This window comes from Arthrobacter sp. MYb221, from assembly GCF_002979835.1.
GTDB lineage: Bacteria > Actinomycetota > Actinomycetes > Actinomycetales > Micrococcaceae > Glutamicibacter.
Genome location: NZ_PCPW01000014.1, coordinates 39,388 through 58,833, shown reverse-complemented (window position 1 = coordinate 58,833; position 19,446 = coordinate 39,388). Strand labels below are relative to the sequence as shown.

The 19,446-nt window shown below is 60.8% G+C and carries 19 protein-coding genes; 6 read left to right on the top strand and 13 right to left on the bottom strand.

The features are described 5' to 3' along the window. Positions 1 to 91: 91 nt before the first annotated feature. From CQ015_RS15305 to CQ015_RS15285, 5 genes are read left to right on the top strand one after another with little or no spacing between them, the layout of a single operon-like run. Positions 92 to 1,258 (top strand): Gfo/Idh/MocA family protein, encoded by a 1,167-nt coding sequence (locus tag CQ015_RS15305; RefSeq protein WP_105554081.1) that lies wholly within the window; start codon positions 92 to 94, stop codon positions 1,256 to 1,258. After that, positions 1,255 to 2,511: a dihydrodipicolinate synthase family protein gene (locus tag CQ015_RS15300; RefSeq protein WP_374955696.1), complete on the top strand. Its 1,257-nt coding sequence runs from the start codon at positions 1,255 to 1,257 to the stop codon at positions 2,509 to 2,511. Before CQ015_RS15305 ends, CQ015_RS15300 begins: the two co-directional genes overlap by 4 nt. Beyond that, positions 2,508 to 3,416, top strand: a complete 909-nt coding sequence (locus CQ015_RS15295; RefSeq protein ID WP_105650547.1) for a sugar phosphate isomerase/epimerase — start codon at positions 2,508 to 2,510, stop codon at positions 3,414 to 3,416. Before CQ015_RS15300 ends, CQ015_RS15295 begins: the two co-directional genes overlap by 4 nt. A 47-nt stretch (positions 3,417 to 3,463) precedes the next feature. Then, complete coding sequence (locus tag CQ015_RS15290; RefSeq protein ID WP_105650546.1) at positions 3,464 to 5,569, top strand: DUF6807 family protein; 2,106 nt, start codon at positions 3,464 to 3,466, stop codon at positions 5,567 to 5,569. Positions 5,570 to 5,597: 28 nt separating this feature from the next. Then, complete coding sequence (locus CQ015_RS15285; RefSeq protein ID WP_105650545.1) at positions 5,598 to 6,692, top strand: Xaa-Pro peptidase family protein; 1,095 nt, start codon at positions 5,598 to 5,600, stop codon at positions 6,690 to 6,692. A gap of 36 nt (positions 6,693 to 6,728) precedes the next feature. Here CQ015_RS15285 and CQ015_RS15280 read toward each other — a convergent pair whose 3' ends face one another. From CQ015_RS15280 to CQ015_RS15265, 4 genes are all read right to left on the bottom strand, one after another. After that, positions 6,729 to 7,637 (bottom strand): NAD(P)-dependent oxidoreductase, encoded by a 909-nt coding sequence (locus CQ015_RS15280; RefSeq protein ID WP_105650544.1) that lies wholly within the window; start codon positions 7,635 to 7,637, stop codon positions 6,729 to 6,731. Between the two features lie 8 nt (positions 7,638 to 7,645). Next, positions 7,646 to 9,001 (bottom strand): Gfo/Idh/MocA family protein, encoded by a 1,356-nt coding sequence (locus CQ015_RS15275; protein WP_105650543.1) that lies wholly within the window; start codon positions 8,999 to 9,001, stop codon positions 7,646 to 7,648. Positions 9,002 to 9,073: 72 nt separating this feature from the next. Next, positions 9,074 to 10,048, bottom strand: coding sequence for a carbohydrate ABC transporter permease (locus CQ015_RS15270; protein WP_096282944.1), 975 nt, complete (start codon positions 10,046 to 10,048; stop codon positions 9,074 to 9,076). Next, positions 10,041 to 10,967, bottom strand: a complete 927-nt coding sequence (locus CQ015_RS15265; RefSeq protein WP_105554076.1) for a carbohydrate ABC transporter permease — start codon at positions 10,965 to 10,967, stop codon at positions 10,041 to 10,043. The genes CQ015_RS15270 and CQ015_RS15265 overlap by 8 nt, the downstream gene beginning before the upstream one ends. A 303-nt stretch (positions 10,968 to 11,270) precedes the next feature. Between CQ015_RS15265 and CQ015_RS15260 the strand changes: the two genes are divergently transcribed. Then, entirely contained in the window at positions 11,271 to 12,449 is a 1,179-nt protein-coding gene (locus CQ015_RS15260) for a mandelate racemase/muconate lactonizing enzyme family protein (RefSeq protein ID WP_096282942.1), read from the top strand. Here the strand turns inward: CQ015_RS15260 and CQ015_RS15255 are convergent. The 9 genes from CQ015_RS15255 to CQ015_RS15215 all read right to left on the bottom strand — a co-directional run bounded on the left by CQ015_RS15255 (position 12,446) and on the right by CQ015_RS15215 (position 19,433). Further along, positions 12,446 to 13,162, bottom strand: a complete 717-nt coding sequence (locus tag CQ015_RS15255) for a glycerophosphodiester phosphodiesterase family protein (protein ID WP_096282941.1) — start codon at positions 13,160 to 13,162, stop codon at positions 12,446 to 12,448. The two genes, CQ015_RS15260 and CQ015_RS15255, sit on opposite strands and share 4 nt — an antisense overlap. Beyond that, complete coding sequence (locus CQ015_RS15250; RefSeq protein ID WP_096282940.1) at positions 13,159 to 13,953, bottom strand: HAD family hydrolase; 795 nt, start codon at positions 13,951 to 13,953, stop codon at positions 13,159 to 13,161. The genes CQ015_RS15255 and CQ015_RS15250 overlap by 4 nt, the downstream gene beginning before the upstream one ends. After that, positions 13,950 to 14,855: a carbohydrate kinase gene (locus tag CQ015_RS15245; protein WP_308727287.1), complete on the bottom strand. Its 906-nt coding sequence runs from the start codon at positions 14,853 to 14,855 to the stop codon at positions 13,950 to 13,952. Before CQ015_RS15245 ends, CQ015_RS15250 begins: the two co-directional genes overlap by 4 nt. Further along, positions 14,852 to 15,526 carry an alpha/beta hydrolase gene (locus CQ015_RS15240; RefSeq protein WP_105650541.1) on the bottom strand — a complete coding sequence of 225 codons (675 nt, stop codon included), beginning with the start codon at positions 15,524 to 15,526 and terminating at the stop codon, positions 14,852 to 14,854. The genes CQ015_RS15245 and CQ015_RS15240 overlap by 4 nt, the downstream gene beginning before the upstream one ends. Positions 15,527 to 15,528: 2 nt before the next feature. Then, positions 15,529 to 16,317 carry an enoyl-CoA hydratase/isomerase family protein gene (locus CQ015_RS15235; RefSeq protein ID WP_096282937.1) on the bottom strand — a complete coding sequence of 263 codons (789 nt, stop codon included), beginning with the start codon at positions 16,315 to 16,317 and terminating at the stop codon, positions 15,529 to 15,531. A 42-nt stretch (positions 16,318 to 16,359) separates the two neighbouring features. After that, positions 16,360 to 17,079, bottom strand: a complete 720-nt coding sequence (locus CQ015_RS15230) for a LysR family transcriptional regulator substrate-binding protein (RefSeq protein ID WP_146112484.1) — start codon at positions 17,077 to 17,079, stop codon at positions 16,360 to 16,362. A gap of 95 nt (positions 17,080 to 17,174) precedes the next feature. Next, the gene (locus CQ015_RS15225) at positions 17,175 to 17,606 is read right to left on the bottom strand and encodes a universal stress protein (protein WP_096282935.1); all 432 of its coding nucleotides are present in this window, start codon (positions 17,604 to 17,606) and stop codon (positions 17,175 to 17,177) included. 77 nt (positions 17,607 to 17,683) lie between these two features. Further along, on the bottom strand, positions 17,684 to 18,382 hold the full coding sequence (locus CQ015_RS15220; RefSeq protein WP_105554071.1) for a dienelactone hydrolase family protein: 699 nt from the start codon (positions 18,380 to 18,382) through the stop codon (positions 17,684 to 17,686). Between the two features lie 91 nt (positions 18,383 to 18,473). Beyond that, the gene (locus tag CQ015_RS15215) at positions 18,474 to 19,433 is read right to left on the bottom strand and encodes a nucleoside hydrolase (protein ID WP_105554070.1); all 960 of its coding nucleotides are present in this window, start codon (positions 19,431 to 19,433) and stop codon (positions 18,474 to 18,476) included. Positions 19,434 to 19,446 lie beyond the last annotated feature (13 nt).

Here is a 19,446-nt window from a genome sequence, read left to right as displayed (position 1 = left end):
GAGATGGTTGACACACTAATTGGGCAACACTATCGTGGAAAGCGCATTCCCAATTCCTTTCTTAACAATCCCTTGCACGAGGAGCACCCCCATGACAGAACCACGAGTACTTCGCATCGCCATGAGTGGCATCACCGGCCGCATGGGCTATCGGCAGCACCTGCTCCGCTCCATCCTGCCGATCCGTGATCAGGGAGGAATTACCTTGCCCGACGGTTCCAAGGTGACCGTCGAGCCAATTCTCGTTGGCCGCAACGAGGCGAAACTCAAGGAACTGGCCCAGCTCCACAACGTTGAGCACTACTCCACCGACCTCGACTCGCTAATCAACGACGACTCCGTCGACATCGTCTTTGACGCCTCGATGACGTCGCTGCGCTACGACACCCTGTCCAAGGCCATCACAGCCGGTAAGCACATCTTCACCGAAAAACCGACCGCCGAAACCCTTACCGAAGCGGTAGACCTGGCGCGCCAAGCCAAGAGCAAGGGCATTACCGCCGGCGTAGTGCACGACAAGTTGTACCTGCCAGGCTTGGTCAAACTGCGCCGGCTTGTCGACGAGGGCTTCTTTGGCCGGATCCTGTCCCTGCGCGGAGAATTCGGTTACTGGGTCTTCGAAGGCGAAATCCAGGAAGCCCAACGTCCGTCATGGAACTACCGGCTGGCCGATGGCGGATCGATGACCACCGACATGTACTGCCACTGGAACTACGTCCTCGAAGGCATCATCGGCAAGGTCAAATCAGTTACCTCCAAAACCGCAACTCACATCCCCACCCGGTGGGATGAAAAGGGTGCGCCCTACGAGGCAACCGCGGACGACGCAGCCTACGGAATCTTTGAACTTGAAACTCCTGCCGGAGATCAAGTTGTTGCCCAGATCAACTCCTCCTGGGCGGTGCGTGTCTATCGCGACGAGCTCGTTGAGTTCCAGATCGACGGAACTCACGGATCCGCGGTGGCAGGTCTGAACAAATGCGTCGCCCAACAGCGAGCCAACACACCCAAGCCGGTCTGGAACCCGGACCTTCCGGTCACCGAATCCTTCCGCGATCAGTGGCTGGAAGTGCCGGCCAACGCGGATCTGGACAACGGGTTCAAATTGCAGTGGGAAGAATTCCTGGCCGATGTCGTGGCCGGCCGCGAACACCGCTACGGCTTGCTGTCGGCCGCTCGTGGCGTGCAGCTTGCCGAGCTGGGCCTGCAGTCCAGCGCCGAACGGCGCACCATCGACATCCCGGAGATCACCCTGTGAGCCAGCAACAAACACAACCGACAATCATCCTGCCCAACGAGCACGGGGAACCCTACAGCTACACGCTCTCCGGCCCCGGAGATTTTCGCCGCCCCACCGCACCGATCAGCACACGCAAGGTCTACGCTGCGGCCCACGTAATTCCGCTGATGACCGCCGATAACACCCCGGGGGCACCGGCCTCCTTGGACTGGGAAGCAACCTTGGCTTACCGCCACGAACTGTGGTCCTACGGTTTAGGCGTCGCCGATGCCATGGACACCGCTCAACGTGGCATGGGCCTGGACTACGCGGCGACCAGGGAACTCATTCAACGTTCCGCCGCCGAAGCGGCAAGGGTAGTTGCCAGCAATAGCTATCCGGCGCTGACCGGGCGTAGCGTGCGAGACCTGCTGGCCTGCGGAGTCGGCACCGACCAGCTGGATCCGCTCAGCGTGCAGGCCGGCGACCTGGCCCGGGTCACAGACTCCTATTTGGAGATGCTGGGACTCGTCGAAGAGTCCGGGGCGAAGGTCATTTTGATGTGTTCGCGGGCGCTGGTCCGCGCCGCCGAATCGTCCGAAGACTACCTGAACGTCTACGGCACCCTGCTGGAAGCCGCCACCAAACCGGTGATTCTGCATTGGCTCGGGGAAATGTTTGATCCCGCGCTGGCTGGCTACTGGGGGGACACCGATATCGAGACGGCAACCGCCACCTTCGCCAGCCTGGTGGAGAACCATGCGGCCAAGATCGATGGCGTCAAGGTTTCGCTTTTGGATGCCGAGCATGAAAAGTATTTGCGCGCACGGCTGCCACAGGGTGTCCGGCTCTACACCGGTGACGACTTCAACTACCCGGAACTTATCCAAGGCGACGGCACCAGGCACTCCGATGCCCTGCTAGGCATCTTCGCTGCAATCTATCCGGCGGCCTCGACCGCGCTTCAGGCCTTCGACGCGGGAGATGGACAGCGGGCACGCACCATCCTGGATTCCACTCGGGATCTGGGACTGCATATTTTTTCCGCACCGACGTTCTACTACAAGACCGGAATCGCCTTCCTTTCCTGGCTCAACGGGCACCAAGCCGGTTTCCAAATGGTCGGCGGACTGCATGCCGGCCGCTCGATTCTCCATCTGGTGCGCACGTTTGTCCTGGCCGATCAGGCCGGTCTGTTGCTGAATCCCGAGCTAGCCGCTGAACGCCTGAATCAGCTATTGGAAATTAATGGCGTGTTCTCCCCCGTCCCAACTCTGACTGGAGTCGCATGAGCTTCGAACTGGCGCTGAACACCGGCACTACCCCTCGGCTGAATCTGCGCGAAGCAGTGCAGGCAGCGGCCGAGGCGGGCCTGAGCCATATTGGTCCCTGGCGCCACCTCATTAGCGACGTGGGCGGGGCAGAACCGGCGGCGAAGATCATCGGCGGCGCCGGGTTGAAGGCAAGCACGCTGTGCCGCGGCGGTTTCCTGACCAGCAATTCGGCTGCGGGGCGAAGCGAAGCGTTGGAATCGAACCGCGAAGCGATCCGCGAGGCTGCCATCATCGGCGCCAACGAGCTGATCATGGTTGTGGGCGGGCTTCCCGCCGCCGCGCATATCCTCGGTGGCCAGGGGGACGGGGCCGACAAAAACATTGTTGCGGCCCGCGACCGCGTCGCCAAGGCCCTGGGGGAATTGGTTCCCTACGCCGCCGAACATGGCGTGCGTCTGGTTCTCGAAGCCCTGCACCCCATGTACGTGGCCGACCGCGCGGTGCTCTCCACCTTGGGCCAGGCCCTAGACTTGGCCACTCCCTACCCGACTTCGGCCGTGGGTGTCGTGGTGGATACCTTCCACGTATTCTGGGATCCGCAGCTTCAAGCTCAAATTCAGCGGGCCGGTCACGAGGGTCGACTGGCAAGTTACCAGATCTGCGACTTCAACCTCCCGATCGCCCGCGATGCCCTGCAGTCACGGGGCATGATGGGCGATGGATACATTGAGTTCGCTTCCATTTCCCGCTGGGTCGCCCAAGCCGGATACCGCGGTCCCGTTGAGGTGGAGATCTTCAACGAAGAAGTTAATAATCAAGCCGCGGAGCTGACCATTCGCACCATGAAAGAGCGTTACGAGCAGCTAGTGCTCCCGCACCTCAATGAAGCTTCAGGGGTGCTGGAGGCGAGCACCGCCAACTAGCTCGTATCCTTATTTCACTTAGTCAACGACGTTAACCAAGGACGGGTATGACCGACTTATCGCAGCAAGGTGCCACGACAACGGATGCGCCGGATCACAGAGTACCGGGGATCGCGCTAATTGGGCTGAACGGGTTCGGACGCCAGCACCTGCTGAACATCCACCGCCTCGTTGCGCTGGGTAAAGCCAATTTTGTGGCCGGTGCCGGCCCCGACGATCCGGGGCCGGACATCCGCGGCGAAGATACCCCCATATTCGCCTCCCTTGATGCGTTGATCGACTCCGATATCAGCCCGGATATCATCATTGTTTCGACGCCAATCAACACCCACCACGAACTGGCGCTCAAGGCACTTATGACCGGCGCCGATCTGTACCTGGAGAAGCCTCCTACGGCTACCTTCGCGCAATACCAGGAACTGCTTTCTGCTGCCCGGGAGGCCGGAGGCCGGGTGCAGGTCGGTTTTCAGGCAGTTGGCTCCTTGGCTTTAGCGGCTCTCGAGGAGTTTTTTGTTGATGATGCGCGTGATTCACCCATCGGCGAGTTGCGCGCCGTCGGTGCCTCCGGTACCTGGCTGCGCACTCAGGGGTATTATGATCGGGCGCCTTGGGCCGGCCACCGAGTCCTGGATGGCATCCACATTGCCGACGGGGTCATCACCAATCCGCTGGCCCACGCGGTGATGAGTGCCCTGCACATTGCCGGGGCACGCCGAGCCGAGGATGTCGCCGCACTTTCCACCGAGCTTTACCACGCCCATGATATCGAAGCCGATGACACCTCGGTGCTCTGCCTGCGCACGGTGAAGGGGATCCCGGTGACTGCCGCGTTAACCGTGTGCGCGGCCGAGCAACGCGACCCGTGGGTCACCGTCTACGGGACCGAAGGTCAAGCAACCCTGTACTACACACGAGACGAGCTGGTGGTTCGCCCCAACCCGGATTTCGGCGGTGAAGAATATATCCGCAGCTTCGGTCGAGTTAACCTGCTCGAAAATCTTGTGGATGTGCGAAGCGGCGCAGCGCCAAAACTGCTGTGCCCCTTGGAAAATGCCGGAGCGTTCATGAAAGTCCTCGAACAGGTGCGGACCTCACCCGATCCGCAAGCGATCTGCCGCAGCGAGGTTTATGGCGTAGGCGAAGATGGAGAATATCATCCGGTGGTTCCAGACATCGAAAGGTTCATTGACCGCGCGGTGGCCGCGCAAACTGCGTTCTCTTCCCTAGGAGCCCCGTGGGCCAAGCCGGCACCCACTAGCGGAACTCTCCAGATCGCCCATCCGATCAGTGGCGATCCCGTGGAGGTTGCGCGGCTACGCACCGGAACGGACATTGCCCCGACAAACTCACCACGCCCATTCCTTGATCAGCTGCGCACGCTCGACGGTGTCACCGTCAGTGACCAGCAACCCCTGGACCACACCTGGCATCTCGGTCTGGGAGTCGCGCTGCAGGATGTCAATGGAACCAATTTCTGGGGCGGACGAACCTACACGCGCTCAGCTGGGCGTTATCTCTGGAAAGCTGACCATGGGCACATTCGCGCCGTCTGCGAGGAATTCAACGAATCCAATTCCGCTGTCACTTCGCATCTTGAATGGGTTGACCACCATGGACAAGTGCTCCTTGATGAACACCGTACCGTTCGAGCGGAGGCTTTTGAACGGTTGCAAATCCGAGGCTGGTCATTGGACTTTGAGTTTGCCCTGCAAGCGCGCGACCAGCAGGTATCGCTGGGGTCTCCTGGTTCCAACGGGCGGGACCAGGGCGGCTATGGCGGATTCTTCTGGCGCCTGCCGGCCGTGCATCGGGGCGAAATCTATACGGCAAATGCCTCCGGTGAATCGGCCGTGCATGGCTCCACCAGTGATTGGCTGGCATTTAGCGCAGTTTTTTCCGCCGATTCGGTGGGATTGAATTCCCGCGACCTGGGCCATGGGGCCGCAACGCTCATCTTCTGTTCCACAGCGCATGACCCATGGTTTGTTCGGTACTCGGGATATCCCGGCATCGGCGCATCGCTGGCGTGGGATAGCCCGGTGATTCTGGAGCCAAGCGCCTTGGCCAGCCGCAAGGTTCGGATTCTGGTCGTTGACGGAGCACTCTCCAAGCAGCAAAGTGCCCAGCTGGCCGAAACGTTCAATCAAGAATAACTTCCTACTCCATCTCGGCAGGAGAAGTATGCCCCTCAATGAATATAACCTCAAGCATGCCCAGCTGGTGGATCTGCTCGACGAGCTGGGCGCGGACGCTATCTTGCTGTCCACCGCGGGGTCGCTGTCGTGGTACCTAGCCGGCGCTCGAACCCATGTTTCGCTGGCGAGTCCTCCGGCACTGCGTGTGTTGGTGCACCGCGAAGGTTGTGAGATCGCCACGCCGCTGAGCGAAGCGGACCGCTTGCTTGCCGAAGAACTGCGCAAAGTCCCCGAGGCCCGGTTGCACATTCTGGACTGGTACGAGTCACTCGACGACTATGCGGCATGGTGCCCAGAGGTGCGTGGACTGGAGGTCTTGTCCGAGGCCCGAGTGGAGGTGCAGCTGCGAGGCTTGCGTACCGTTCTATGCGACGCCGAGGTCAGCAGGTACCGAGGTCTCTGTGTGGCTGTCGCCGGGATTTTCACGCAAGTGCTCGGTGAGGCGAGCCCCGAAGACTCCGAACGGGATATTGCTGCCAGGCTCAGTGCCGCAGCAATCAGCCTCGGCGGCGAAGTGCTCGTGGCATTGGTCTGCGGGGATTCTCGCTCGGCATTCCGCCACCCCCTGCCCACAAAGGCCCTGCTTGGGCGCAAAGCCATGGCGGTACTCTGCGTTCGCCGCGGTGGATTGATCGCCAATGTCACCCGGTGGGTCCGTTTTGGCGACCCGTTGCACGGAGAGCTGGAAGCAGAGCACGCGATTCTTCAGGTGGAGCACGAGATTTTCAGATCCTTGCAACCGGGCACCGAACTAAGATCGATGCTCCCCGTCGTTCAGGCCGCGTATCCTCTGCATGGGTTCGATCCCCAAGAATGGCAGAACCATCATCAAGGTGGGATTGCCGGTTACAACGGCAGAGATCCTCGCCTGACCCCAGATGCTACCGACCTCATCCGCGCGAATCAGGCTTTCGCGTGGAATCCCAGTGCGGTACAGGACGCCATGACCTTTAAAGTTGAGGATACCGTCCTGCTCATCGAGCATGGCGGTAAGCCAACCGTGGAAGTACTCAGCGTCGATCCCCGGTGGCCGGTGATTCGGGTAGGCAATTTGGATCGCCCCGCAGTGTTGGCGCGCTGAAACCGCAGAGCGAGAGGTGGGCTCCCGCAGGACCGGTTAGACCAGTTGTTTCAATTCGGTTCTCCAGCTGCGCTTTGGCTCCCAGCCGATGACGCTTCGAGCCTTCTCGATACTGAAAGCCGGAGAATCCCCGGTCAGGTTGGCCGCCAGCTCCGCCAGCTCTGGATAGATTTCCGGGATGAGCTCCGACAATGGGGAGGTAGCCATGGCGTCCTTGGCCCCCACAAAGAAGACCGAACCATTCTCCACTCGGTCAAAGCGTTCCAGCAGCAAGAGCAGAAAATCCGTGACATCCCGGGCGTCCACGTAGTTGAACAACGCCGGAGCCGAAAGTTTAGGATCGGCCAAGCGTTCGGCCACGGTGTGTCCCTGCTGCGTTATGGCACCAGCCCATTCCTCTTCGGCAATGACATAGCAAGGCCGGAAGGAGGCGAACTTGACCGTGCTTGCTGGGCCCATCTTTGCGGCGAACATTGCCCCGATCTGTTCGGCAACGTATTTGGAAAGGCCGTACGCGTGCCACGGGCGCGGGGTTTCGGTCTCGTCCAGCGGCAGCTTGCCAGGCTTCCAGCCGCCCGGGGCTCCGTAGCCCATGATCGATGGGCTGGAGGCCAGGACCACGCGGGTTGCCCCGGATTCCACGGCGGCTGAGGTGACGTTGTGGGCGATCGTTGCGTTGGTGCGCAGCAGCACTTCCTCCGGCGCCATAAAGGGCACCGCCATGGCCGCTAGGGAGACTACCGCCTGCGGGGTGGCTTCCTTGAACAATGCACAAGTGGCTGCGGCATCCAAGAGGTCCACGCTTCGGTAGTCGACACCGTCCAGAGGATCCTCGGGAAGGGTTCGGTCCAAGGACACAACATGGTGCCCCGCGTGGGCAAATCCGGCTACGACAGCACGACCTAGACGGCCTGATCCGCCAGTGATAATAACTTTCTCGCTCATTTTTCCGATTACACCTGAACCCGTTCCACGAGGGATAAATTAACACCAAGTCCGGCCTGTTCTACGGCTACCGCTTGACCAGATTCCAGGGATTGGTTGCCGCAGATTCCCACGGCGATAGCTCGCGCTCCATCGAGGAATCCGGCCTGCCGTGAATACCTGTCGACTGTGGTGCCGCGGAAGAGCTCCTCCAGCAGCAGTGCATCCCCGCCGCCGTGCGAACCTTCCCCGTTGATGATTTCCAGTTCCTCGGCCGGCCCCCAGTGGCGCTGGAGGACAAGCTTCTCCCCCTTGGAGCGCACCGCGGTATTCTGTCCGTCGTCCGAGAAGGACGGATCCACGGGATTTCCCCCTGCGGCAGGAAGCACCGCTGCTCGCTCGACCACATCCAATTCCAGGCGTCCTGCGGTGCCGTTGACTGCCACCCGGTACCCCTCCCAGGGGCTGTGCGCATTCAGAGAGTAGGACAGCACCGGGCCGCCTTCGTACTCCACCGTCAACGCCAGATTATCCTCAATCCCGATCTCGCCTGCGAATACTCCTTGGTCGCGGCGGTATCCGTCATGATGTTCGCTATCCAAGTACAGCTTCTCCAGGCGACGGTCGCTGCGTAGATCCAGGTCGAAGGGATCTGCCTCGCTGTGTTCGTGGGTTCCACGTTCACTGGCCTGCTGCCCGCGCCGCGCGGCATTATCCGGGCCGTAGAATTTCAACCCTCCGGCCGCAAAGACCCGTTGCGGGGTATCGGACAGCCACCAGTTCACAAGGTCGAAATGGTGACTTGATTTATGCACCAGCAGACCGCCGGAGTTCTCCTTGATCCGGTGCCAGCGGCGGAAATAGTCCGCACCATGCACGGTGTCGAGCACCCAACTGAAGTCGATGGAGGTTACCTCGCCGATTAATCCGTCATCGATGGCCTTCTTCAACGCGGTATTGCGCGGTGAGTAGCGGTAGTTGAAGGTGACGATGACTTCTCGGCCGGTTTCCGCAACCGCCGCCGCGATACGCGTGGTGCTTGCAGCGTCGATGGTCAGCGGCTTTTCAACAATCACATCAGCACCGGCACGGAGCGCGGCGCAAACGAGGTCTGCGTGGGTGTAGTCCGGACTGGTGATGATCACCCGGTTAATCTCGTGCTCGGCAACATAGTCGGCCAGTTGCGCCGGATCAAAGGCATCCAGGCGCTGCCCGAACGTCTGTTCCACAACGTCTTGGTAGTACTCGATCCGCCCGGGGTTTGGATCGGATAGTGCCACGAGCTCGGCGACGTCGCTGTGCTCGCCCAGGATCGCGGTGAGGTACATTTCGCAACGGTTTCCGGTGCCGATTAGTACGTACCGGGTACGGTTAGGTGCAGTCATCTGGGTGGGTCCTTAAGAAATCGTTGACCAGCGGATGGGCTCGAACGTTTCAGCCGAGCCCATCCCTTGTGGTTATTTGATGCCGGTAGTGGCGATGCCCTTGATCAGGAACTTCTGGCCGAAGAGGAAGGCCAAGAAAACGGGTACGAGAGTAATGATCGACATTGCGAACAACGCTCCCCAGTTCGATTCGCCGGTCGAGTCGATGAAGGCATTCAACGCCACCTGAACCGTGTAGTTACTTGGATTTGTCAGGTAGATCAGCGAGGTGAAGAAGTCGCTCCAGGTCCAGATGAAGGTGAAGATCGCGGTGGTAGCCAATGCCGGCACCATCAATGGCAAGATCACCTGCAAGAAGATGCGTGGGTGGCCCGCGCCATCGATGCGCGCGGCTTCATCCATGTCCTTGGGAATGCCACGGATGAACTGAATCATCAGGAAGATGAAAAATGCGTCAGTGGCTAGTAGTTTCGGAACGATGATAGGCCAGAAGGTGTTGACCCAACCGATCTGCGAAAACATGATGTACTGCGGAACGATGATGACGTGAATGGGAAGCATGATGGTCATCAGCATGAGCACGAACATGATCTTCTTGAACTTAAACTCCAGGCGGGCGAAGGCATAGGCCGCCATCGAACAAGAAACCAGATTTCCTAGGATGCAACCGAGCACGACGATGGCCGAGTTCATCAGGTATTTGCTGAATGGTTCCGACAGTGCGCTCCAACCGTTGGGATAGTTCTCCCATTCCACGCTCGAGATCACCAGACCGGCTTCGCGGAAGATCAGATCGTTTGGCCTGAAGGAACTGGCAATCATCCAGAGCAGCGGGTAGATCATGATCAGCGCGGCCAGAATCAAAATGGTGTGCTTGATGATCGCACGTGCGCGGGTTCGTGCGCTGGGGCGGTGGCCCTTGACTTTTTTCCCCTTGGAATCGGTTCCGCCCACGGGAGGCCGACCCCCAAACAGCGCTTCTTCGTCAAGTGCCGTCAATTTATTCGCGTCTAGTTCCTCGCGCGAAGTTGAAGTCTGATTAGTCATCGTAGAACACCCAATACTTAGAAACGAAGAAGTTCAGTGCTGTGAAACCACCGACGATCAGGACCAATAGCCAAGCCATCGCCGAGGCGTAGCCCATGTCAAACTGCTTGAAGCCCTGCTGATAGAGGTACAAGGTAAAGAACATTGTTGAATCCGCCGGTCCGCCAGAACCATTGGAGACGATGAATGCCTGAGTGAAGTTCTGGAAGGCGCCAATCACCTGCAGTACGAGGTTGAAGAAAATGATCGGGCTCAGCATCGGAAGAGTGATGCTGACAAATTGGCGCCATTTGGTGGCCCCGTCGATCGAAGCGGCTTCGTAGTACATCGCAGGGATCTGGCGCAGACCCGCCAGGAAGATCACCATCGGCGAGCCGAAGGTCCACACGTTGAGCAGAATGAGGCTGCTCAGTGAGGTGCTCGGATCGGAGATCCAGCCCATGCCTTCGATGCCCACGAGTCCCAGGAGCTGGTTAACCAGCCCGGTAGTTCCAAAGATCTGCTTCCATAGCACCGCGATGGCTACGGATGAGCCGAGCATCGAGGGCAGGTAGAAGATCGAGCGGTAGAAGGACAACCCGCGCATTCCGCGATCCAACAGCATGGCGACGCCGAGCGCGACGCCGAGCTGGAGCGGAACGCCGACCAGTACATAGGTAAACGTCACGCGCAGCGAATTGTGCAGCCGATCGTCGCTGAACATCCGTTCGATGTTGTCCATGCCGACGAATTCCGGGGCCTGCAAGAGGTTGTAGTCCGTGAATGACAAGTACAGGGACATTGCCATCGGGCCCAGCGTGATCAGGAACAGCCCGATAGTCCACGGCAGCAAGAAGAGGTGGCCGGCCTTGTTGTCTTTGGCGGGAGCCTTGCGGCCTTTGGTCTTGCTAAGTCTTGATAATTCAGCAATGGCACTCATTGACCAACGCCCTCGTTCGAAGGGGTGCGTTGGGACCCCTGGCGAGTGTGGACCAACATGGCTGACTCCTCGGTTTGATGCTTCCTAGAGAAGCTGAATAACTAATAGTTAGGAATGCGCTTTCCAAAGCGTATTCCCCCACGCTAAACTAAAAACCAACGTGAGGTCAACCACATTGAGCGCAGCAATTCAGTGAGCGGTTCCACAATTCACCAAAGGCTCATGCCCCGCACCTTGCCAAGCCGGAAAATCCCCCAGAGAAAATGAAAGATTGATGCATTGACTCAAGTCAACGAGAACTTAATGGATTACATTCAGTCTATTGAACTGCTTCTGATTTCCATGCCTTTCGAGGCCGGGCGCCAAGAACTCGAAGATTCCGATGTGGAATCAATCGATACGTTCAATGCATCGTCGCGAAATTTCACACACATGGAATCCCTGATGGTCAAGGTCAGTACCAAAAACGGGCTTACCGGATGGGGTGAAGCCTTTGGCCACAAATCGAACCCCGCCACATGGGCGGCGCTGCAAGAGATCGTCGGCCCATTTTTTATCGGCCGAGAAACCGGGATCGCCAATTCCATACCCGCGGCCGAGTATGCATTTCATGCCTTCGGGCGGACCGGGCCGGTGCATTACGCGCTCTCGGCTATGGACATCGCGTTGTGGGACCTCGAGGCACAACAAGCCGGAGCGACCTTGCGTGAATACATTGAGCCCGGCGCGCGAGACCAGATCCGCGCCTACGCCTCCCTGGTGCATTACGCCGAAGATCCGGATGAAGTTTCATCCCACGTGAAGCAGGCGCAAAGCCTGGGATTTACGGCCTTCAAACTGCATGAATCCAGCCGCGAGGCCATCGCAGCAGCCCGCCAGAGCATTGGCAGCTCGGCGCTCATGGTCGACGTCAACTGCGCTTGGGATCAGGACGGTGCCGCGCAGGCCATCGCACAGTTTGAAGCACTCGATCTGCTCTGGGTTGAGGAACCCGTCTTTCCTCCCGATTCCACGACGGCGCTTCGTGAGCTCAACGCCCGTTTCGCGAACATTTCCGCCGGGGAGAACCACTCGGGAGTTGCCGGGCTCATCTCAGCCATGGAGTCCAGTGCGCTCAGCTTTGCGCAACCGAGCGTCGGCAAAATCGGTGGCATCTCGGGAATGCTTGAGATCCGCCAGGCGGGCAAGCGGCTCGGCGTTCCGGTGGTGCCGCACAACTTCTATTACGGGCCTGCGCTACTTGCGAGCGCTCAAATTCTGGCGCTCGATCCACCCCAGGTTCTCACCAACGGGACCCCGCTTCCAGAGTTGGAGATTCCGTTTGTGAGATGGGCGCATACCTTGCACCCGCTGCACGCTCCGCATCAATCAGCCATGAATGGGGACGGAGCGATCCAGCTGCCGCACGCCCCCGGCCTGGGCTTCGAACCAGATGCGCAGGTTCTGGAGAAGTATCTGGTCAAACGCGTGTTGCTGAACTAACCGAGCACTTTGACCAGCAGTTCGGCCTCGTCGCTAATAATTGCATCCACGTTCTTCTCGATCAGCATTCGCATGCTCGGCTCATCATTGATGACCCACACATGAACCTGCACCCGCGCGCCGTGGACCGCACGGATAAAACGCGAGGTAACCACCGGCAGAAATCCTTGTTTGAGGGGCACCTGCACGGCCCAGAAGTCCTTAATCAGCCGTTTAGGCACGCGGCCCAGAACCATGGCGCACAACCAGATCAACGCCGTCTCACGAATACCGGGGGAACGTTTCATTTCCGTAGCAATGAGATGCTGCACCGCGGCACTGCGCGAGCTATCAAATGAGGCCAAGGCGATCTGCCGGTGGCAGCCCAGCTCTTCGATCAAAAGGGCAAGCGGCGCGATCACCGCCTCGTCCTTGACGTCGATATTCACCAACGCATCGGGAAAATTGCGCAATAATTCGGCGAGCGTGCACAACGGCTGCCCGCCTGCACGCACCGAAGCAAGTTCTTCGTCGGTGCGCTCGCCCAGCGGCCCGGTCGCATCCGTCACCCGGTCCAGGTTCTGGTCATGGAAGGCGTAAACGGTGCCGTCCTTGGAGGCTCGCACATCCGTTTCCAAGTGCGTAATGCCCAGGTCCCACGCGCGCTGGAAGGCGATCAGCGTATTCTCTTCGCCGTCTCGCCGGACGCCGCGGTGCGTGAAAGCGTAGGTCATTTCAGCAGATCCTCGATGACCTGCGCGACTCCGTCTGCCTCGAGGGTATCCGCGGTGTGCTGCGCGGTGGCCAAGGCCAGCGGGTGGCCCGAGGCCATCGCATAACCGTGGCCTGCGTATTCGAGCATCTCGAGGTCGTTGGGCATATCTCCGAAGGCCATGACTTCATCGGCGGTAATGCCCAGCTCGCGGCAGTACACATCGAGAGTGGTGGCCTTGTGGATGTCGACGTGGGCCATTTCCAGCAGCGAAACATCGAATGCGGAGTGAGTGACCGAAAGAAGCTTTTCCAGTTCCGGGGCGACGGCAGCGTAGAACTCATCGATGGGCAGCGTTTTGGAGCGGGCCAAAAACTTCACGATGCCTTCCTGGTCGATGGCTTCCGAGTCTAGATCCAATACCGACTGGCTGCCAAGGGTCCGGTGGCGTTCGGCAAAATTTTCGCCCAGGTGCAATCCGCGAGTGGTCTCGGCCGCAAAGGCGGCGTCCGGTTCATGCTTCAGAATAATTTCGGCCGCCATTCTGGCGGTGGCCGAGCTGAGCGTGCGGGACCAGATCACGCGGTCTTGCTCCAGGTCATAGAGCACGGCCCCATTGGAACAGATCACCGTCCCCATCCCGCCGAAGGCCTCGATGATGGGGGTGAGCCAGCGGAACGGCCGGCCGGTGACGAAGACGATATGAATTCCGGCCTCGCGGGCGTCCAAGAAGGCGCGACGGGTGCGGTCGCTGATGCTGCCATCGCGCGCCACGATGGTCCCGTCGAGATCCGAGGCGATCAGCTTGATCATGAAAGCTCCTCGCGGCTCGGCGGGTTCGCGCCGGCGCGTCCCACGGTGACCGAGGCCGCGCGGGCGGCAAAATCCAGGGCCTGGTCGAGCTGATCCACCGCAAGCCGGGCCAGCTTTTCACGGTTCGACGCGCCGATCAGCCCATGTTCGGCCAGCCAGCACAGCAGGGCGGCGGTGAAGGTGTCCCCGGCGCCCACGGTGTCCGTGACCTCGACGGCCTGTGCGGTGTGTTCCGATTCGCCCGCGCGCACCACTCCCCAGGAGCCGCGCGACCCGGCGGTTGCCACGACGATCGCCGGACCCATGGCCAACCAAGCGCGGGCCGACTCGTGCACCGTACGCATCGGGTAGAGCCATTTCAGGTCGATCCCCGAAACCCGAACGACATCCGCCTGGCCCACGAATTGCTCCACCTCGGCAACAGTTTGGGCGTGGTTGGTCACCAGCGAGGGGCGCAGGTTCGGGTCATAGCTGATGGTGGCGTGGCTCCGCGCGGCTGCCAGCAAGGGGAGCAGCTCGTCGGGGCTGAAGAGCGTGGCAATGGATCCGGTGTGCACCAGCTCGGAGTCCTGGGCCAGTTCGGGGCCGATGGTGGGCATCTGCCAGAAGGCGTTAAATGCGAAGGTCGCGCCGCCGGCGGGGTCCAGGATTCCGTGGGCGATCACCGTCGGCTCGTCGTCCGCGCCACCGAGGTACATGACCTCGTTCTCCGCCAGGAAGCGTTCGATTTTTGCGCCCTTTTCGTCCTGCCCCCAGCGGGTGATCAGGGTGCCCGGGTAGCCTAGGCGGGCCAGTGAGACGGCAACGTTCAGCGGGCTTCCGCCCACAAATTCTTGCGCCGGGGCAATTCCGGAGGCCAATACGTCGACCAGCGCCTCGCCTATGACCGTCGGGTTCATCATGCTCCTTTGTAGTGCAGCGGGTACAGCGCCTTGACGCACGCCTCCCACTGATGGCTGGACGGATCGATCCAAGTGAAATGGTCGCCGTCGAAAATCCGCAAGGAGTGTTGTTGGCCGAGTGCCGCCGCATGATCGGCCGCGCGCCGGGCAATTTTCACCGGGACATCCGCATCGGCCCGTCCATGAAAGATTACGACACGCGCCCCCGTCGGCCATAATTCCACGGGGTTCAGCGTGGACAGATCACAGTCGCCGAGCATTTCGTTGACCGCGTCGTTGCTCAGCCGCAGCGTCCGGGCAAGCTGCAGATCGAGCAGGCCGGCCTGCGAAATCACCTGGCTGACCCGCTCCTCATGGGCGGCGAGCAGGCAGGCGAGGTGCCCGCCGGCGGAATGCCCGATCAGGGTGATCGGGCCTTCCTCCTTGATCAATGCCAGCGCAAGCCGGGCATCGGCCAGCATTTTTGCCGCGCTGCCCGGCCCGCGCCGGTATTCGAGGTTGTAGGTGGGGAAACCGCGTGCTGCCAGATCCAAGGCCAGCGGTTCACCGAGCTGCGCGGTGTACTTTTCGCGCCAATATCCGCCGTGGATGATCATCACCGCACCGAGCGCGGTGGTCTCCTGCGGCGCGTAGAAGCGCAGCCATTGGTCCTGATGCGCCCCGTAGTGCATGGCTAGTTTCCGGGGAAGTTCGCGGCGCGTTTCTCAACGAAGGCCGCCCGGCCCTCTACGGAATCGGCGGTGTTAAAGGCCTCGTGGAAGCTCTGGGCCTCCAGCTCGAGAGCGTCATGGACGTTGACCGAGTCCATTTTGACCATGGCGCGCTTGGCGTTCGCCACGGCGGTCGGGGAAACCTTGGCCATCTCTTCGATGGTCGCGACGGCTTCGGTCAGCAGTTCTTCCGGGGCTACCAGGCGGTTAGCCAGGCCGATGCGCAGTGCCTCATCGGCCTTGATCCGGCGGCCGGTGAAGATCAATTCGCGGGCCATCGCATTGCCCACGCGGCGTGGCAGGCGTACCGATCCACCGAAGCCGGGCACCAGGCCGAGGGTGACCTCCGGCTGTCCGAAACTTGCCTTCTGCGAGGCGTAGATGAAGTCGCAGGCCAAGGCCAGTTCGCACCCGCCACCTAGGGCGAATCCGTTGACCGCGGCGATCACCGGCAACTGCAGCGACTCGAGCCGCTCGGTGACCTGGTGCATGCGTCGGCCATAGGCCTCGGCCGCAGTCGCGTCCATCGTATTCATCTGCACGATATTTGCCCCGGCCACAAAGGCTTTCTCTCCCGCGCCGGTGATGACCACTCCGCGGTGCTTGAACCCGCTGGCTTCAAGGTAGTCGACGGCCCGCTCGAGGTCTGCAACGACCTCCAGGGCCAGTGCGTTCATCGAGGCAGGCCGGTTGATGGTGATAATCAGGGCGCTGCCCTGGGTGCTCAGACTGAGGGTATCGAGTTGCTCCATATGGCCTACTCTCTCATGTCTCTAGCGTGGCTGACTAGGTTATTATCGGCGCTTGCGGGATTTAGCCCCGCCCGAGCGCGCTTTGGCCTTAGCTTGTTTTTCCTGCTTTGCGCGCAGCTTCGCCTTTTCCTTGGCCGCCGCACGCAGCTTGTCATTAACCGCCTTGGCTTCTTGCTGGGTGCTGCGCACCGAGGCCTGGCGGGAGGAGTTTGCGCTGCGTCCGCGGACGATGCCGATGAATTCGTCGACCAGTTCGGTGTCGGCCAGCCCGGTGGGCCAGGCGATCCCGATTTGCGTTCTCGCTCCGCCCTCGATGAGGCGATAGACCACGTCTTTGCGCTGGTACAGCCGGGCGATGCTCTGCGGAACGCGCAGCACCTGCGCGCCGGAGGCGACAACTTCCATCGCGATCGGGATCCCGCCGGCTTCTTCCGGGTACTCGGACAGGTCAAGCTGCGGGAATTTCGCCACTTCCTGCTCGTCGATGGTTTCCTCGTGGTATTCGACGTCGTGGTCTTTGGCCGCGCAGACGACCTCGAGCTCTTCGTAGAGCGGAATGAGATGCCGCGTGGCGTCCTTCGGCGAATCCCCGACGTAGCGCACGAAGACGGCATCGGCCTGATCGGTTGCCAGCAGGCCGAGGATGTCCTCGCCGTCATAACGCGAAGCCTGGAATTCGACCTGCGGGTAGCGTTCGGTGAAGCGATCCATCCACTTGCCCGGGGTGACGCCTGCTACGTAGGAAACTCGAAGTTTTTGCACGGTTAAAGCCTACTGGTCTTTTGCTGGGGTGCGGTGCGGTTAAAGCACTGCGGCGGGCCGGGAAAGATCCGTGCCCGCCGCAGTTCAAGCTTCGCTTACTTGTCGGTCTTGACCACAAGCACGTCGCATGGTGCCGAGTGGGCTACCGAGGAGGCGACCGAGCCGAGCACGCGGCCCAGACCCTTCATGCCCACGTTGCCGACGACGATCATCGATGCGCCGCGGTCGGTTGCATCGGCGATCAGGACGTCGCCTGGCTTGCCGTGGCCGGCAGCGGCGCTGATCTTCACGCCTGGCACCGCGTTGCGCACGTCATTTGCCACACGCTGGGCCAGCTTGCGAGCCTGCTCGGCGTCGTCGAGGATCCAGGTGTCGCTGCCGATGGAGACGACCTCGGTGTTGTCCGAGGCGTGAGCGGTGAGCACCACCAGATCGGCGTCGAGCTTCACGGCAAGTTCGGCGGCCCGGCGAGCTGCACGCTGAGCGGTTTCGGAACCGTCAACACCTACGAGGATGGTTTCAGACATTATTTCTCCTTGAGTTTTGGATTGCTTCGGAAGTATTCGAGGCATACACCAACTGTGATGCCTACCACTTTATGTGCTTAGTTGGCTTTTTGTCGCAAAAAGTCCACGGCGCGCTGCCAGGCGAGGTCCGCGAGCTGGGCGTCGTAGTTGCCCGCAGGGTTCTCGTCGTTGTGGAATGCGTGCTTGGCGTCGTAGTAGAAGTACTGCACCTCGGCACCGGATTCACGGCGGATCCGTTCCTCCTGGGCCTTGGCCTCGGCGGCCGGGTAGGAGTCGTCGAAGTTCGCGTAGTGACCCTGGATTGCCGCGCGCACGCCGCTGAATTCATTGGGCACACCCTGGCCGACACCGTAGAACGGAACCGCAGCGCCGATCTTTTCGCCCTGCTGAGCGGCCAGTTGCAAGACGAAACCGCCACCCATGCAGAATCCAATGGCTCCCAGCTTGCCGCTGGTGACATGGTCGCTGGCGAGCAGGTAGTCCACCGCACCAGAGAGGAGCTCTGCGCCCTTTTCCTCGGGCAGTTCGGACATCATCCTGCCGGCCTCGTCGCCATCATGGGTGATCGAGCCGCCGTAGAGATCCGGAGCCAAGGCGACAAAGCCCTGGTCGGCGAGCCGGTCTGCGATATCGCGAATATGGTCGGTGAGCCCCCACCATTCTTGGATCACGATGACGCCGGGGCCCTTACCGGACTCGGGAAGCGCAAGATAGCCGTGCGCCTGCGTTCCGGACGATTCGAAGGTTACGTTCTGGTGCGGGGTTTTGACTGCCACTTCGCCTCCTGAGCTGTATTTATCTCCAGTCTATGCATGGCGGTGCGCTTTGGCATTGACTGTCATCACAATTAGCTGGATTTTGCCGAAACTACGCTGTTAGCTCGACCTCACCGATTCGCTCCAGGGCGTCGACAACTAGATCCCAGAAGCGTTCGTGATCCAGATCCACGGCCACCGAGGTATGGCAATCGGCCGAGGCCGGGGCACGGAAGTCAGCTACCGTCATCCCCAGGGTCAGTTCGCCGCGCAGTTCAACGCTGACCGGCGCGCGCAGGGTACGCACCACGGTTGGATCGATCACATATGCCACGGCGCAGGGATCATGCACCGGCGGGGCGTCGAAACCCTGGTGGTCATGATAGGCCTGAGCGAAGAAGTCCATAAGCTCGCGCACGAACTTCGCCGGGCCGGTGCCGATTTGCTCGATGCGCCGCACGACGTCCTTGGTGGCCAGCGCCTGGTGCGTGAGATCCAGGCCCACCATGACCACCGGCCAGTTCTCATTGAAGACGATATGCGCCGCTTCGGGGTCGATCTTGATGTTGAATTCGGCCACGGCGCTCCAGTTTCCGGTGTGGTAGCCGCCGCCCATCAGCACAACCTCGCGCACGCGCTCGACGATGCGTGGCTCGCGGCGCACCGCCAACGCGATATTGGTCAACGCTCCGGTAGGTACCAGCGTGATCTCGCCCGGTTCGTGCGACATGATCGTCTCGATGATCAGGTCCACCGCATGGCGCTCGTCCAATTCGATGCGCGGCTTAGGCTGGGCCGGGCCGTCCATCCCGGAGTCACCATGCACCTGGGGAGCGGTTTCGATATTGCGCACCAGCGGGCGCGGGCACCCGGCAGCGAATGGCACCCCGGTGATCCCGGCGATGGTGCCCACCGCCAGTGCGTTGTCGGTGACTTTTTCCAGCGTCTGATTGCCGACGACGGTAGTTACCGCGAGCAGCTCGATCTGCGGATTTCCGTGAGCCAACAGGATGGCGACCGCGTCGTCGTGCCCTGGGTCGCAGTCAAGGATGATCTTACGTGGTGTGCTCATTTGCGCCCTTGAT